We start from the raw sequence: 14,923 nt of genomic DNA, 5'->3' as shown, positions 1-14,923 counted from the left end.
GCGCCGGCGCGTTGACCGGCGGGCGGCCGGTCGATGGTGGCCTGGGCAGCGCGACCGCGTTGGCCCATCCGGATGCCACCGTCGGTCATTTCCACTGCTGCACCACAGGAAGGATTTCCTCGCTGTAGAGGAGGAGATTCTTTTTAGATGTCTCAAACGGGATTCCCGAGTAGGAAAAGAAGCTGATCAGGGTGCCGGCACCAACCGCGTCCTTGATCCACTCAAGCTTTTCGAGACACTGTCGCGGCGTTCCCTGGACGTGCAGGTCGCTGTAGAAACGGGCGGCCTCGTCCTTCCCGGACGTCTCGAGTCGGTCCGCGACCTTGGCGTAGTAGGAGTAGCCCTTCTGCTTGGAGAAGTGTCGACCGGCCAGCTCGTAGTGCTCCATCACCCGGTGGTAGTACAGCGCCGAATAGTGCTCGCCCTGCTCGTTGGCGTACGCCTCGTCCGGGTCACAGAAGACATGCGTGGCGACGATGGGCGCCGGGGCGTCTCGGTTGGGGTGGTGCTTGGCAAACTCCTCGCGGTACATCGCCACCTCGCGGATGACCGTCTCCCACGGCTTCTGCGGAATGATGATCAGCCCGGCGCCGAGCCGCGCCATCGACAGGACAGACTCCGGGGAGACAGCCGCTCCGTAGGTCCGACCCACGAAGGTGCCGGTCGGGCGCGGGTGAAGCTCCCGCTTCGGGATGGAAACGTGCTGCCCCGAGGACTCGATCACGCCGGTCTCGAGCGCGTTAAGGATGGCCACCGCCGACTCATCGAACACCTCGCGCGAAGACGACATGTCGGCGCCGAGACCGTCGAACTCGACCTTGCCCAGCCCGCGGCCGAGGCCGAGCCGGAAGCGGCCATTCGACAGGTTGTCTACCATCCCGATTTCACCCGCCAGGCGAGCTGGGTTGTGCCACGGCAAGACCACGACCATCGACCCGAGTTCGACCCGTTCGGTGCGGCCGGCCATGTAGGCCAGGAACTGCAGCGGATTCGGGATCATTGAGTAGTCGGTGAAGTGGTGTTCGACTGCCCATACCGAGTCGAAGCCGAGCGGCTCGGCCATCTCGGCCAGGGCCACGTCCTCGCGATAGACATCCTGGTCAGTGCCCTGCTTGCCGGTGCCCATGAAAAAGAAACTCAGTCCAGTCTTCACCGATCCATACCTTTCGCGCTTCGCGCGTCGCAGGGACGTCGCCCCGGTGGGCGACCGAGCAAACTCTAGCGTCAATACTGCTGTTGAAAAGATTACGTGATGATGGATCTTGCGTATCCGAGGCGGCCGCTTGAGGGCAACGCGCCGAAGTCAGTGAACATGAGGGTGAACTGTCAGGAGATCTCGTGCCGGCCGCGATAAAAGAGCAGCGGGCCGGCGCTGCGCTCGACCGCGAGGGCGCGTACTCGGCCTACGCAGATGTCGTGGTCGCCCCCGGGGTAGATGGCTTCCACATCACAGTCGATCCAGGCCAGGACGTCGACGAGGCGCGGTGACCCGCTACCGGTCGTGTCCCAGCTCAACCCGGCGAACTTGTCCCCGCCGGATACTGCGAACTGGCGGCACACTGCCACCTGGTCCTGCGCGAGAACGTTTACGCAGAATGAGCCCGCGCGCTTGATCTCCGGCCAGGAGGAGGAGGAGTTGGCTGGACAGAAGCCGACGAGCGGCGGGTCCAACGAGACGGAGAAGAACGAGCCAACCGCCAAGCCCACCGGCCCCGAGGAGCCGGTCGCCGCGATGACGGTCACTCCGGTGGGAAAGTGACCCAGGACGTGTCGGAATAGCGCCGGATCCACATCTAAGGCCGCCGCTGAAGGTTTGGGCGCCGTGACGTCTCGAGCAGTCGACATAGTCAGCACACTAGCCTGCCTCTGCGCAATATTCAACGCTTGTGTTGATATAACGATTGCCCAATCACGCTGTGAGTGATCGATTCAACATCGATGTTGTCTTCGTGTCGGTTTGGCGGTTCAATGTGGTGTACGGGTGCCGACGCACGGGACAGGCCCCGACAGTCATCCGATCGAGGGGATCGCGCCGTGTTGGTGCACGAGGCCATCGCTGCCGCAGTGGCCGATCGCGGCGTCACCACCGTGTTCGGGCTCATCGGCGATGCCGGCGTCATCGCCTCGGCCCGCCGCCCGCTGGTCCTGGTGGGCCAGGGGGCTCTCGACAAGGACACCCGATCCGCCGTCCTCGAGTTCGCACAGCACCTGGACGCCCCGCCGGCCACTACGCTCCGGGCGTGCAACCTGTACCGCGCCGACGAGGGCTCGGCCGGCGTGTTCGGCACATTGTCGACCGATCGCGGCACACAGACGATCGCTGACTCCGGCTGCGTGATCGCCTTCGGAGCGAGCCTCGACACATGGACGACCGGCCGCAACGAACCGACCAAGCGCAAGGCGGTCGTCCACGTTGACATCGACCGCGCCAAGCCGGGCCGCGACAGCACCCCCGCCGCGGCGGTCCACGGCCACGCGGCCAGGGTAGCCCCGGAATTCATCGACCGGCTCGACGCTGGTGAGCTTACCGTTCGCCTCTTCCGGGACGAGGTGCTCGCACACACGTCCCCAAACGATCTGCGCTGGACGGCGCCGCTGCGGGACCGGCTGGATTTCGCCGGAGTCCTCAGCGCGCTTAACGCCGCGCTTCCCGAAGCGCGGATGGTCGTATTCGACGGCGGGCGGCTCCTCGACGAGGCGTTCAAGTACACTGACACCCCCGGCGCCGCCCAGCAGGTGCTCTCCACATCGTTCGGCGCGGTCGGCCTCGGCATGGGCTCCGCGATCGGCGCCGCGTGCGCCACCGCCGAACCCACTGTGCTGGTCACCGGCGGCGGCAGCCGCCGTGGCGGAGTCGATCGGGGCGCGCGGCATCACCGTCGACTCCGTCGGGGACGTCCCTGCGGCGATCGCCGCCGCGGACGCCCAGGACACCACACTCGTCGTCGACGTGCAGGTCGGGCCTGGTGACGTGCCGGAAGTTCCGCATTAATACCGACAGCCGCACAAGGGAAGGCCGCGCAGAGTATGCAATCGCCGACCGACATCGGATCCAATCACACCATCATCGACCTACTCGATCGTACGGTGGCCCGCTTCGGCGACCGCGTCGCCATCGTCGATGGGCCGACGCGTTACACCTATCGCGACCTTCGCGACCGCGTCGATCGAGCAGCGGCAGGCCTGCGAGCACTCGGCGTCGGAAAGGGCGATCGCGTGGCGATCTGGCTGCCGAACCGGGTGGAGTGGGCGGTCGCCTTCTTCGGCGCGGTTCACGCCGGCGCGGTCGTGGTGCCGATAAACACCGTGCTCTCCGTGCCCGAGGCGCAATATCAGATCGAACAATCCGGCGCCCGAGTGCTCGTCGTAGCCGACGAGTTTCGTTCACGCAGCTACCTCGACGATGCCCTGCGCATCCGGCGACTCCTGCGCCGCGATCTCACCGTCGTGGTTGTGGGCGGCTCTACCTCGCGCGAGGTCGTCGATTGGGCGGACGTCGAGCGGGATCGCCCCGAACGCCTCAGCCCATTCTCGCCTGTTGAACCCGCCGACCCGGTAGTGATCCTCTACACCTCCGGTACGACCGGCCTGCCCAAGGGTGCCGTCCATACTCATCGATTCCTGCCGTCGCTGCTCAGCGCTGCACAACGGCTCCGGCTGACTGAGCAGGACTGCGTCGTTCTCTATCTCCCGCTGTTCCATGTGTACGCACTCATGGCCGGCTTGGTCCTGCTGACCTCCGTCGGCGCAAAGCTCGTGCTGATGGAACGCTTCCAGAGCACGCAGTCGTTGGAGCTCATGGCGGCAGAACGAGCCACGGTCGTCTATGGCGTCCCGACGACCTACATCGACCAGCTCAACGACCCCGCCATCGACTCCTTCGATCTCTCCTCGGTCCGGGTCTCGATCACACCGTTTGCGTACGACCTCGCCCAGAAGGTCAGCGCTCGATTCGGCCGCTGCCTCAACTGCTTCGGCATGACGGAGACGGCGTCGATGGCGCTGCTTCCTCAACTCGACGATCCACCGGAGACTGCCCTGCGAACCGTCGGAACGCCGCTCGACGGGCTCGAGGTCAAGGTCGTCGACGACCTGGGGGCGCCGGTCATGGCCGGGACCCCCGGATCGCTGCGGCTGCGAGGCCCCTTGATCACGACCGGCTACCACAACAAGCTGGAGGAGACCGCCAAGGTCTTCGACGAGGACGGCTGGTTCAACACCGGCGACATCGCCTGGACCGACGCCGACGGCAATGTGACCTTCGTCGGCCGCCACGGCGACGCCTTTCGGGTCGGCGGTGAGAGCGTCGACCCGGTCGAGGTAGAGACGGCGCTGCACACGCACCCCGTCGTGGACCGCGCCGCCGTCGTCGGTATCCCCAACGAGCGACTCGGCTTCGTACCCTGCGCGTGGGTCCAGTTGCACAAGGGCATGACCGTCGCGCCGGAGGAGTTGGTCCGGCACGCCGCCGACCGGCTGGCGAGCTTCAAGGTTCCGCGGATTGTCAAGTTCATCGACCAGCTGCCCACGACTCCCAGTGGCAAAGTGCAGAAGTACCGGCTGCTGGAAGCGTCGGCGACCTCGCCTGACGAGAAAGAGCAGGTCGGGCGATGAGCGACGGGACCCTCGTCGTCGGGGCCGGCCAAGCCGGTCTCAACGTCGCCTTGACACTACGGCGGTCGGGATACCACGACCCGATCACGCTCGTCGGCGAGGAGCCGTGGCTGCCCTATCAGCGCCCCCCGCTCTCCAAGGGTTTCCTGCTCGGCGAAGTCGCCGAGGACAAGCTTGCCCTGGCGCGCCCGGAAGTCTTCCGAGACGGTGACGTCGAACTGGTGACCGGCGACGCCGTGGTCACGGTGACCCGGCCCGAGGACCGGAGCGCCGGCATCGCGAAGACGCGCTCCGGCCGCACGATCCGCTACTCCAGACTCGTGCTCACTGTGGGCGGCACCCCAACTCGGCTGCCGATCGAGGGAAGCGACCTAGACGGCGTCTTCTATCTCCGTACCATCGACGACTCGCGGGCCATCCGCGCCGCGCTTGCCGATGGGCCACGCCGGGTAGTCGTCGTCGGCGGAGGTTTCGTCGGCCTCGAGGTCGCGGCCAGTGCCCGTAGGCTCGGGCACTGCGTTTCGGTCGTCGAGGCCGACCAGCGGTTGCTTGCGCGGTCGGTCGCCCCGATGGTCTCCGAGGCTCTGCTGGCCGCCCACCGCAGGCGCGGCACGGATGTGTACCTCACCGCTCCCGCCGGTCGGTTCGCTGGGCAGGGTGGGGTCGTGACGACTGTGCAGCTTGCCGACGGCCGGTGCCTGCCGGCCGACGTCGTGATCGTCGGTGTCGGCCTCACGCCGCGACTGGAGCTTGCTCACCAGCTTGGCCTCGCCTGCGACCGCGGGATCCTGGTCGACGAATCCGGCCGCACGAGCAGGCCATTCGTGTGGGCGGCCGGCGACTGTGCTCAGTTTCCCGACCCGCTGACCGGCGCCGGGTCAGTTCGGCTGGAGTCTGTGCAGAACGCTATCGACCAGGGCCGCGCCGTCGGGGCCGATGTCGCCGACAAGGGCGGCGTTTACTCAGCCGTACCGTGGTTCTGGTCCGATCAGGACACGCTGAAGCTGCAGATTGCCGGACTGGCGGACGACTTCGACGAGCACCTGCTGTTCGGGAACCTTGACGAGGAGCGCTTCTCGGTCGTCTATTTCCGCCGCCAGGACTTGGTGGCGATCCACGCTGTGAACCGACCCAAGGACTATTTGGCGGTCCGTCGAGCCTTGGCACAACGGATGCCGGTAAGCCGACAGGCCTTCGCCAATCCCGAGGTGGCTCTGACGGAGGTGATAGACCGAGCGATGGCCGAACATCGCTGATCAACGCGTCCGGTTCACCGTGGGGGATGCGGCCACCAAGGCCCCTGCTCGCCTCTGGGCCGGTAGGGGCTACGGCGGCGTGGATCACGGGCGGGGCGTGGTCGGTTCACAGTCCGCCGGCTGCGGCCGTACGTGCTCGGCCGCAGCCGGAGCGCTGGTGGTCATCGGCCCGTCGTTGCCGATCCGGGCAGTGTCGTGATCTGCGACCACGTCCAGTTGGCGCTCCCCGGAACCGGGTCTTGCCCCTGAAGTGTGGAACCTTGAATACCGGATGATGGAGATCCGGAGACAAGGAGTTCCGCGCGGCGATGAAGTCGTATCCGACGGAGTTCAAGGCGGACGCCGTCGCGTGGTATCTGTCCGATCCGGCGTGGACGCCGGTGTCGGTGGCCCAGAGCTTGGGGATCAGCCGGGAGACGCCGCGTGACCGGGGGTACGTCAGGCCCAGGCGGATGGCACGGCGGAGAAGCCGGCGAGTGGCCCGCTATCGTCCGAGGACGTGCTGGAGGAGGAGAACAAGCAGCTCAAGGCGGTGCCGACGCGGGAGAACGCGAATTCACGGTGAGTTCGACGGCACCTACGGCAGCCCGCGCATTACCGCCGGGCTGCGCGCCGCAGGGCGGCGGGTCAACCGCAGGCGAGTGGCACGGGTGATGCGCGTGTTCGGCATCGACGGGCTGCGATTGCGCAGGAAGTCGATGGGCGTGGGGGACCAGCGCCGAAAACGCCCTCAAAGCCACCCTCAAACGGGAGATCCTTCAGGGCGCTCGGCAGGGCACGCCAGCGTTGAGTGAGCAGGGCAAGGCCGCGTTCGCCGAGGAGTTTGCAGGTAGGGGTGTCCACGTCCAGCGCGCGGCCGTTGGCGGGCTGTTCGGCCCGAGTGGGTGCTGCGGTGAGGACGCGTCGGCGACGACTTTTCAACACATCTGTTGCCTATTGGGCTACTCCGCGACCGTAACCGTCATCTTCCCGATGTTCTCCCCGGCCATCATCCCGACGAACGCTTCGGGCAGGCTTTCCAGACCGTGGCGCTCCGTCTCCAGCACGCGCAGAGATCCGGTCGCGATCCAGTGCTGCAACTGGGCCTTCGCGGCTGGGAAGAACTCGGAGTACTGGGTCCAGGCGAAGCCCTCGAAGCTCAAGCCTCGCAGGTGGATCGGCTTGATGTCGACCTTCAGGCCACCATCAGGCTCGCCGTAGGTCGCGATCTGCCCGCACTCGACGACCCTGCCGCGGAACGGCATCTGGTCCATCACGAGCTGCGACAGCTCCCCGCCAACGTTGTCGAAGTAGATCGACGGGCCGCCGGGTATGAGCGCACGGAGCCGGTCGGCCAGGTCCTGGCCTCGGTAGACCAGGGCGCCGTCGAACCCGAGTTCCTCCGTCAACACCGCGGACTTGCGTTCCGAGCCCACCAAGCCGTACACCTTGGCACCCAGGATTCGCGCGATCTGCCCGGCCACTGAGCCGACGCCCCCCGCCGCTCCGGAGATCAACACCGTGTCGCCGGGTCTCGGCCGCGCGACCGCCATCATGCCGAAGAACGCCGTGTAGCCGGTGTTGCCAAGCACACCGAGGTGATGCGAGAGCTTCACGTCGGCCGGGCGGGCATGGGTGAGCCCGTTGCCTGCGCCGAAGCCCGCAAGTGGGCCTGCGACGGAGTAGTCCGCCCACGCGAAGCGGCCCTTCACCAGATCGCCCTCGACGAAGTCGTCGTTCCGGCTTGCGATCACCCGCCCGACGCCGCGGGAGTGAATGGGCTCGTCGAGCGCGAACTGCTGGTTGTAGAAGTCCGAGCGGCCGGTCATCGAGCCACGCAGGGTGGGATCGAGCGAGAGCACCAACGTCTGGACCAGCACGCCACCGGGAGGTGGTTCGGGCACCGGCCCGGTCCGCAAGGCGAAGTCGTCCGGTACGATCGCACGTCCTTCGGCGTACTGCCGCAGCGAAACGTACCTCGTGGTTCGACCCATCTGGCCCTCACAGAACTCCCGCGCCCCTTCGAGGGCGCCCCTGCCGACTGGCCGAGAGTAGCAGCATGCGTGCCAATCGCCAACGCTTACGTTGAATTTGTGCGGCCCCGCGGTGCGGATGTGGATTCCTGTCAGGATCGGTGAAGGCTCTCATCCCACGCTGACTTCGCCGGCAGGTCGCGGGAGGACTGGTGCTGGAACTCGACGGAAGGCCGCCCTGGTCGACGTCGTCGGCCGTGGCGCGTCGGCGCCTGCGTCCGAGGTGTCGGCATGGCCACCCGCGAAGCCTGCTGAGGCGTGCGGCACTGCGCGGTTCCGGTGATCTGCGCGGTGAACGGTGCCGCGATCGGGGCAGGCCTCGCGCTTGCTGCCGCGAGCGACATCGTCGTCACCTCAGAGTGGACCTTCTTCGCTATCACGGAGATCGACGTGGTGGCGAAGGACTCGATCCTTTAAGGGGCTTACTGGCATCGGCACCGTCCGAATAGCCTTGGACAGGAGTTTGCCGGTGACGCGGCCCGAGGACGCGCTGCGCGGCCGGTGGGCCGCAGGCGAGCCCGCGATCGGCGGCCGGTGCTCCAGGGGGCGCGGCCTGCCGAGGCGATGCTCGACGAGAGATCGCCGCCTGGGTGGAATGGGGCGCGACACATCTGAACCTGTGCACCTCGACGTATCCGGTCACATGGACGGAGGGTCGCCTGGTTCGCAGGACGGACCCCTCGCAGCATGTCGAGGCGCCGAAAGTCGCCTGTGGATATTTTCAACACGAGTGTTGGCAACCGGTAGAGGCGTGGCCTATCATCTGTGTCACCTGAGGTCAGGTCGTGCCTTCCGCCACCGTCCGCGCGGTCAACGGCCGGGGCACAGCGCATCAAGGAGGAAGCGTGACGGATCTATCAGCGGAAACACTCGATCTCCTGGACCATACCCTCGACATCGACGCGCACGAGATGACGCCCTCGCACCTGTGGGGCGAGGTCTTCGGTGCGGCCGCAGCCCGCATCGCCGAGCTTGCCGAGCCGGTGCTGAAGAAGACCGGTGCCAACGACTTCTATAACCCCAGCGTCGCAGGTGACCTCGAGGAGATCACCGACGAGAACGTGTGGAACATCCGGGGCAGCCGAGCGCCTGGCGCGTTCGACATGACCCGACGCATCGCGGTCATGGACGTCATGGGTGTCGCGCGTCAGTTCGTCTTCCCGAGCTTCGCCCTGTTCGCCAACCACCTGTACGCGGGCAACGAGGCGACCCACCGTGACCGATACGGCCTGACGTTGCCCGAGGACGAGATCCGCAAGCTCGGGCTCGACGGCATCACCGAGTACAACGACTGGGTTGTGCGCGAGTCGCAAGTCGACCCCGAGCGGGTGCGCCCCGTCGCCTACGTGTCGCCGGGTAGCTCTCCTGAAGAGCTGTTCGAGCAGACCAAGGACCTCATCGACCGCGGCGTACTCGCGATCAACCTTCCTGCGGGCGAACCGCCTGGCGGCCGATCGCCCGCCAGCCCCGACCTCGACCCGTACTGGCAGATGCTGGCCGATCGCAACATCGCGGTGCTCGTGCACGTGGGCGGCGAGACGGGCTTCGTGAAGTCGCCGGACTGGAGCCGGGCGCCCGCCTTCAAACCGGGCAAGGTCGAGAGCCACGAACTGGGCTCCGAGCCGTTCTCCTTCGCCACCGTCTCGTTCCCGATCTGCAACTATCTGACGGCGATGACGCTCGGCGGTGTGTTCGAGCGGCATCCGAACCTGCGGTTCGGCGCGATCGAGATCGGCGCGGGCTGGCTGGGCCCGTGGGCCGACAACCTCGACATGTGGGCGCGCGACGTCTATGCGGCGCGCATGAAGCCATTCATCTCGAAGCTGCCCTCGGAGTACATCGCATCGAACGTACGGGTCACCCCGTTCAACAACTTCGAGCCGGTCGACAAGTACTTGGCGGCCTACCCGCACCTGCGCACGAGCTACTGCTGGTCGACTGACTACCCGCACATCGAAGGTGGCAAGGACATCAAACGCAAGTTCCTGAAGATGCTCGCGCCGATGGGCGACGAGGTGATCCAGCAGTTCTTCGTCACCAACTCCGAACTGCTGCTGCCCCCACTCACAGAGATCAGGAAGAACGCATGAGGGTGTCAGTGGATGGGGACCGGTGCGTTGGTTCCGGCCAGTGCGTCGCCTTCGCCCCTGACGTGTTCGCTCAGCGCGACGATGGGTCCGCGGAGGTGATCATCGCGCATCCGTCGGCCGACCACGAGGCCGTCGTCCGCGAGGCCGCGTACTCGTGCCCGGTAGTCGCCATCGAACTGAGTGAGGAATCATGACAGCAGGATCGAGGGCGGACGTCCTCGACGAGGAGGCCGTGCTCGCGCACCTTGCCACGCCCGAGTTCAACGACGACCCCACCGCGGTCTACCGGTTCTTCCTGGCGCACCCCGGCTGGTATTCGCCGTCCGGCTACCGGGTGTTCGCCCGTTACGACGACGTGCGCACGATCCTGCGCACCGCCGACGTGTTCGGACAGCCGGGCCGCAAGGACGGCAACTTCCACACCGCCGACCCACCCGAGCACACCCGCCTGCGCAAGCTGGTGACGCATGCGTTCACGTTCCGGGCGATCAAGCAGCAGCGCGACTTCATCAGCGAGGTCGCCACCGAACTGCTCGACGACATCCGCCCCGTTGGGCGGATGGACCTCGCCACCGACTTCGGCGCGCTTCTGCCAGGGCGGGTCACCGCGAAGCTGCTTGGCGTCGACTACCAGGACGGCGCGCGGTGGCAGAGCTGGCTCGAGGCGATCAAGGCCTCGCGTGGGGTGGTGCACTACCTGGCCCCCGATCCGGCGGAGATCGAGCGTATCGACGCCGCCGCGGCCGCGGCGGCCGCGGGTACCGCCGACTACCTCGCGGGCTTGATCCGGGAACGGCGGGCGGGCACGGGGTCCGACATCATCAGTGTGCTGCTCTCGGCCAAGGAGGGCGACGACACGCTCACCGAGAAGGAGCTGCTGTACACCCTGCTCCTGCTGCTGGGGGCGGGACTGCACACCACGAGCGCGCAGATCGCCACCACGATGGCGCTGCTGTTCGCGCACCCCGACGTTCTGGAGCGGGTGCGGGCCGACCCGGCACTCGTGCCCGCCGCGGTGGAGGAGGCGTTGCGCTTCGACGGGGCGCTCCAGGCGGAGTACCGGGTAGTGCGGGTGGCCACCCAGATCGGCGGGGTAGAGCTGCAGCCCGGGGAGAAGGTACTCATCGTCGTCGGCGCCGCCAACCGAGACGCGGCGAAGTTCGCCGACCCCGACGTCTTCGACCTCGACCGTCCCAACGCCAAGGACCACCTGACCTTCGGCTCGGGAATCCACCGCTGTCTCGGTGCCGAGTTGTCCCGAGCCGAGCTGGAGATCGCTGTGACGCAGTTGCTCACGACGCTACCCGACCTGCACGCCGCGGGTGCTGCCGTACGCCACCACTACAACCGCTGGCGCGGGCTCGCCTCCATGCCGGTCGCCTGGTCGGTGCGCGATGGGAGCTGAGCTGCGCTTCGACGGCCGCGTCGCCGTCGTCACCGGCGGTGGGCGCGGGCTGGGCAGAGCGTTCGCGCGGCTGCTCGCAGCCCGTGGCGCCGCTGTGCTCGTCAACGATGTCGGCGTCTCCAGCGACGCTGACCGCTACCCGCCCGAACCCGACGCCGCAGAGGCGGCGATCGCTGTCGCCGCCGAGATCGTCGCTGAGGGTGGCACCGCCGTCTCGAGCACTGCCGACGTCGCCGACGAGCACGGTGCGCGCTCGGTGGTCGACGAGGCGCTGGCCGCGTTCGGCCGGCTCGACATTGTGATCAACAACGCAGGAATCGTGCTCGACGGTGCGTTTCTCGACCAGACGGTCGACGACCTACGCGCGCTGTGGTCGGTGCACGTCGGAGGCGCGTTTCGGGTGACGCGCGCGGCATGGCCGCATCTCGCCGGCCAAGGCTACGGGCGCGTCGTGAACGTCGGTTCGATCGCGGGTCTGCTCGTCGGCGTCGGGGGACACAGCGCCTACGACGCTGCCAAAGGCGGGCTGGCGGGCATGACCCGCTCGCTCGCGACCGAGGGTGCCCCTCTCGGCATCCAGGTCAACGGGTTGCTGCCGACTGCGACCACCCGGGCCGCGCTGTCGGTGCGGCGCTCCTACGACCGGGGCATTGCGTTCGAGCCCGAGCAGGTCGCCGCTGTGGCCGCCTGGCTCGCGCACGAGGAGTGCCCGGTGTCGGGTCGCTACTTCGCCGCCGGCGCGGGTCGCGTCGGCGAGGTGTTCACGTCGGCGGCGCGCGGCTATCAATGCCCGACGCCCGCCACGTTCACGCTGGAGCACGTGCGCGATGAGTGGGCCGTGATCAGGTCGACGGCGGACGCGATGTCGCCCGCGACGGTCGCCGAGTACAACGCGTTCCGCATTGGCATCTATCAGGATGTGGTGGGGTCATGACCGACCAGGTGCGCTTTGACGGCCGCGTCGCCGTCGTCACTGGGGCAGGGCGAGGGCTCGGCCGGGAGTTCGCATTGCTGCTCGCCTCGCGTGGCGCCGCTGTCGTGGTCAACGACATCGGTGTCTCCGCCGATGCCCAGCGTTACGTGGGCGTGAGCCACGGCGGTACTGAGTTCGGCGGCGACGCCTATGCGGGCGGTGTCGCCGACCAGGTCGCCGCCGAGATCAACGGGCTGGGTGGGCGGGCCGTCGCCGACCGGAGCAGCGTGTCCGACCCGACGGGCGCGCCGTCGATCGTCGAGAAGGCGCTGGAAAGCTTCGGCCGCGTCGACATCGTCGTCAACAACGCAGGCGTCGTGATCAACCGGCCGCTGCCGGAGCTGACCGAAGCGGACCTGATGAGCGCGCTCGATGTGCACGTCGTGGGTTCCGTCCAGGTGTTGCAAGCCGCCTGGCCGCACTTCGTCCGCCAAAACTACGGACGCGTCGTGAACGTCTGCTCCGTGGAGGGCGTACTCATCGGCAGCGCGGGCTTCGAGGTCTACGCCGCCGCCAAGGGGGCGCTGATGGGGCTGACGATGGCGCTCGCCGCGGAGGGCGCGGGGGCGGGTATCGGCGTGAACGGTCTGTTGCCCGGCGCCATGACCCGCGGCAACGCGTCGGTGCAGCCTGCCTACCGGCGCTCGTCCACCATCGACCGCGGACCGCAGCTGGTGGCACCCGCCGCCGCCTGGCTCTGCCACGAGGACTGCGACGTCACCGGTCGGTTCTTCGCCTCCACGGCCGCGAGCATGCGCGCCGTCTTCACCTCGGCGGCGGTGGGCTACCAGTCGCCGAACCCGGGAGCCTTCTCCCCGGAGGAGGTGCGCGACAACTGGGCACAGGCCTGTGCCCAGGCACCCGCACTCTTCCCGGAAGACCCGACGGCCTTCAACGCCTTCCGGCGTGAGATCTATGAGGAGAAGGTCGGGGTACCGCGATGAACTCAACCGCCCAGGCGCCTCGTGGGCGCGGGTCGATTCCTGCTACTGATTGAGGAGCATGTCATGTCCACGGACACCGAATCCGTCGCCGAGCTGGGAGCGACCTTTGACCCGTTCGAGCGCCAGACCGTCGATGACCCGTTCCCGGTGTGGGCCGCGGCGCGGGCGGTGGCGCCGATCTTCTGGTCGGAGCGGATCGACGCCTGGGTGGTGACCGGCCACGCGCTCCTGGAGGAGATCTTCCGCGACGCGAAGCGGTTCCCCAGCGGTGGGCTGGGTGTCATGACCCCGCCCCCGCCGGAGATCGCGGAGATCCTCTCCGCGATCGATTACGTCTCGCCGTTGCGCGCCACCGACCCGCCCGACCACACCCGTCAGCGCCGACCCACCCTCGCAGCGGTGTCGCCTCGCCGAGTCGCCGCGTTGGAGGAGCCGATCCGCGAGATCGCCGACGAACTCATCGACAGGTTCGAGGGGAACGGGAAGGCGGATTTCTACCGAGAGTTCGCCTATCCGTTCCCGCTACAGGTGATCTCGAATCTGCTGGGCTTCACTCGCGAAGATGCCGACAATCTGCACAACTGGGCGGCGGCTCGAGTCAGATTGGCCTGGGGGCGGATGGAAATGGAGGAGTGGAAACGTAATGCGCGCGACATGGTCGCCTTCCACGACTTCATGAAGGCCCAGGTGCTCGACCGCCGCGACAATCCGCGTGACGACGGCCTCACCGACTTCGTGCAGAGTGCGCTGGCGGCGAAGGAGCCGATGACGATCCCGGAGATCGTGGAGCAGTCGATCGCGCTGGTGACCGGCGGGCACGAGACCACGGCCAACTGGCTGACTCTGAGCATGTTCCACATGCTGTCGCATCGCGAGCGCTGGGAAGCCGTCGTCGCGGGCAGGTACACGATGGCGGAGCTGGTGGAGGAGTCGCTGCGCTATGACAGCGCAGTGCGCGCAGTCTGGCGCAAGGCGGCCCACGATCTGCAGATCGGTGGCGTGGACATCAGCGAGGGCCAGCGGCTCTACTGCGTCAACGGCGCCGCGAACCGCGACCCTGCCGTCTTCGAGAATCCCGACGACTTCTGCCCCGGCCGGGGGCAGGCCCGTCTGCACTTCACGTTCGGTCGCGCCTCCCACCACTGCATCGGGGCCAGTCTGTCGCGGCTGGAAGGCACCATCGCCTATGAGGCGCTGGTGCGGCGGCTGCCCAGCATTCGACTGACCTCGGGCGAGCTGCGCTGCGAGGACAACGCGACGCTGCGGGTCACCACCGGCCTCGACGTGGAATGGGACCTGCCGTAGCGGTGCACGCCTGCCGATAGGCCGGCGACGCGCGGAAGGCACCCCACTATGGTCGGTGCACGAGGACGGTCGGCAGGTGGTGCTACAGCACTGCTCGACCTGCCGGGAGTCGCGATGCAGGGGATGGGGCGCAGGTTCCCCGCTGCCACCGGAGATGTCGTCGCCCTGCGGGAGGTCGACCTCGACATCCCCGACGGTCAGTTCTGCTGTCTCGTCGGCCCATCCGGCTGCGGTAAGACGACCCTGCCGCGCATCCTCGCCGGGCCGGCCAAGCCCGGCCCCGACTGGTCGTGTTCCGCACCGTCTTCCATGAAAGACGGTGCG

General features: G+C 67.5%; 14 protein-coding genes and 1 pseudogene. 12 read left to right on the top strand and 3 right to left on the bottom strand.

Features of this window, described 5'->3' with window-relative positions:
- Positions 1-85 precede the first annotated feature (85 nt).
- Positions 86-1,153, bottom strand: coding sequence for an LLM class flavin-dependent oxidoreductase (locus ABT061_RS43905; protein ID WP_350929567.1), 1,068 nt, complete (start codon positions 1,151-1,153; stop codon positions 86-88).
- Between the two features lie 173 nt (positions 1,154-1,326).
- The gene (locus ABT061_RS43900) at positions 1,327-1,845 is read right to left on the bottom strand and encodes a flavin reductase family protein (RefSeq protein WP_350929657.1); all 519 of its coding nucleotides are present in this window, start codon (positions 1,843-1,845) and stop codon (positions 1,327-1,329) included.
- A gap of 189 nt (positions 1,846-2,034) precedes the next feature.
- Here ABT061_RS43900 and ABT061_RS43895 point away from each other — a divergent pair, with 189 nt between their 5' ends.
- The 4 genes and pseudogenes from ABT061_RS43895 to ABT061_RS43880 all read left to right on the top strand — a co-directional run.
- A complete protein-coding gene (locus ABT061_RS43895; RefSeq protein WP_350929564.1) occupies positions 2,035-2,970 on the top strand; it encodes a hypothetical protein in 936 nt (311 codons plus the stop codon).
- A 57-nt stretch (positions 2,971-3,027) separates the two neighbouring features.
- Complete coding sequence (locus tag ABT061_RS43890; protein WP_350929562.1) at positions 3,028-4,614, top strand: class I adenylate-forming enzyme family protein; 1,587 nt, start codon at positions 3,028-3,030, stop codon at positions 4,612-4,614.
- Positions 4,611-5,870 (top strand): NAD(P)/FAD-dependent oxidoreductase, encoded by a 1,260-nt coding sequence (locus tag ABT061_RS43885; RefSeq protein WP_350929561.1) that lies wholly within the window; start codon positions 4,611-4,613, stop codon positions 5,868-5,870. The genes ABT061_RS43890 and ABT061_RS43885 overlap by 4 nt, the downstream gene beginning before the upstream one ends.
- A gap of 308 nt (positions 5,871-6,178) precedes the next feature.
- Positions 6,179-6,562, top strand: a pseudogene (locus ABT061_RS43880) (transposase); the annotation flags it as partial.
- Positions 6,563-6,811: 249 nt separating this feature from the next.
- Here ABT061_RS43880 and ABT061_RS43875 read toward each other — a convergent pair.
- Complete coding sequence (locus ABT061_RS43875) at positions 6,812-7,843, bottom strand: zinc-binding dehydrogenase (RefSeq protein ID WP_350929559.1); 1,032 nt, start codon at positions 7,841-7,843, stop codon at positions 6,812-6,814.
- Positions 7,844-8,140: 297 nt separating this feature from the next.
- Here ABT061_RS43875 and ABT061_RS43870 point away from each other — a divergent pair, with 297 nt between their 5' ends.
- The 8 genes from ABT061_RS43870 to ABT061_RS43835 all read left to right on the top strand — a co-directional run.
- Positions 8,141-8,299, top strand: coding sequence for an enoyl-CoA hydratase-related protein (locus ABT061_RS43870; RefSeq protein WP_350929557.1), 159 nt, complete (start codon positions 8,141-8,143; stop codon positions 8,297-8,299).
- A 368-nt stretch (positions 8,300-8,667) separates the two neighbouring features.
- Positions 8,668-9,972 (top strand): amidohydrolase family protein, encoded by a 1,305-nt coding sequence (locus ABT061_RS43865; protein ID WP_350929555.1) that lies wholly within the window; start codon positions 8,668-8,670, stop codon positions 9,970-9,972.
- Positions 9,969-10,166, top strand: coding sequence for a ferredoxin (locus ABT061_RS43860; protein WP_350929553.1), 198 nt, complete (start codon positions 9,969-9,971; stop codon positions 10,164-10,166). Before ABT061_RS43865 ends, ABT061_RS43860 begins: the two co-directional genes overlap by 4 nt.
- Positions 10,163-11,377 (top strand): cytochrome P450, encoded by a 1,215-nt coding sequence (locus ABT061_RS43855; protein WP_350929550.1) that lies wholly within the window; start codon positions 10,163-10,165, stop codon positions 11,375-11,377. The genes ABT061_RS43860 and ABT061_RS43855 overlap by 4 nt, the downstream gene beginning before the upstream one ends.
- Positions 11,367-12,311, top strand: coding sequence for an SDR family NAD(P)-dependent oxidoreductase (locus ABT061_RS43850; protein WP_350929548.1), 945 nt, complete (start codon positions 11,367-11,369; stop codon positions 12,309-12,311). The genes ABT061_RS43855 and ABT061_RS43850 overlap by 11 nt, the downstream gene beginning before the upstream one ends.
- Entirely contained in the window at positions 12,308-13,294 is a 987-nt protein-coding gene (locus tag ABT061_RS43845) for an SDR family NAD(P)-dependent oxidoreductase (RefSeq protein ID WP_350929546.1), read from the top strand. Before ABT061_RS43850 ends, ABT061_RS43845 begins: the two co-directional genes overlap by 4 nt.
- Before the next feature lie 63 nt (positions 13,295-13,357).
- The gene (locus ABT061_RS43840; protein WP_350929544.1) at positions 13,358-14,599 is read left to right on the top strand and encodes a cytochrome P450; all 1,242 of its coding nucleotides are present in this window, start codon (positions 13,358-13,360) and stop codon (positions 14,597-14,599) included.
- Between the two features lie 48 nt (positions 14,600-14,647).
- The coding region (locus ABT061_RS43835) for an ATP-binding cassette domain-containing protein (protein WP_350929542.1) at positions 14,648-14,923 on the top strand (276 nt) is incomplete at its 3' end.

Origin of the sequence: Streptosporangium sp. NPDC002544 (assembly GCF_040295965.1) — a bacterium.
In the GTDB taxonomy this organism is placed as follows: Bacteria; Actinomycetota; Actinomycetes; order Streptosporangiales; family Streptosporangiaceae; genus Streptosporangium.
Note: the sequence above shows the minus strand (reverse complement) of the source record. Positions and strands in the feature narration are given on the sequence as shown.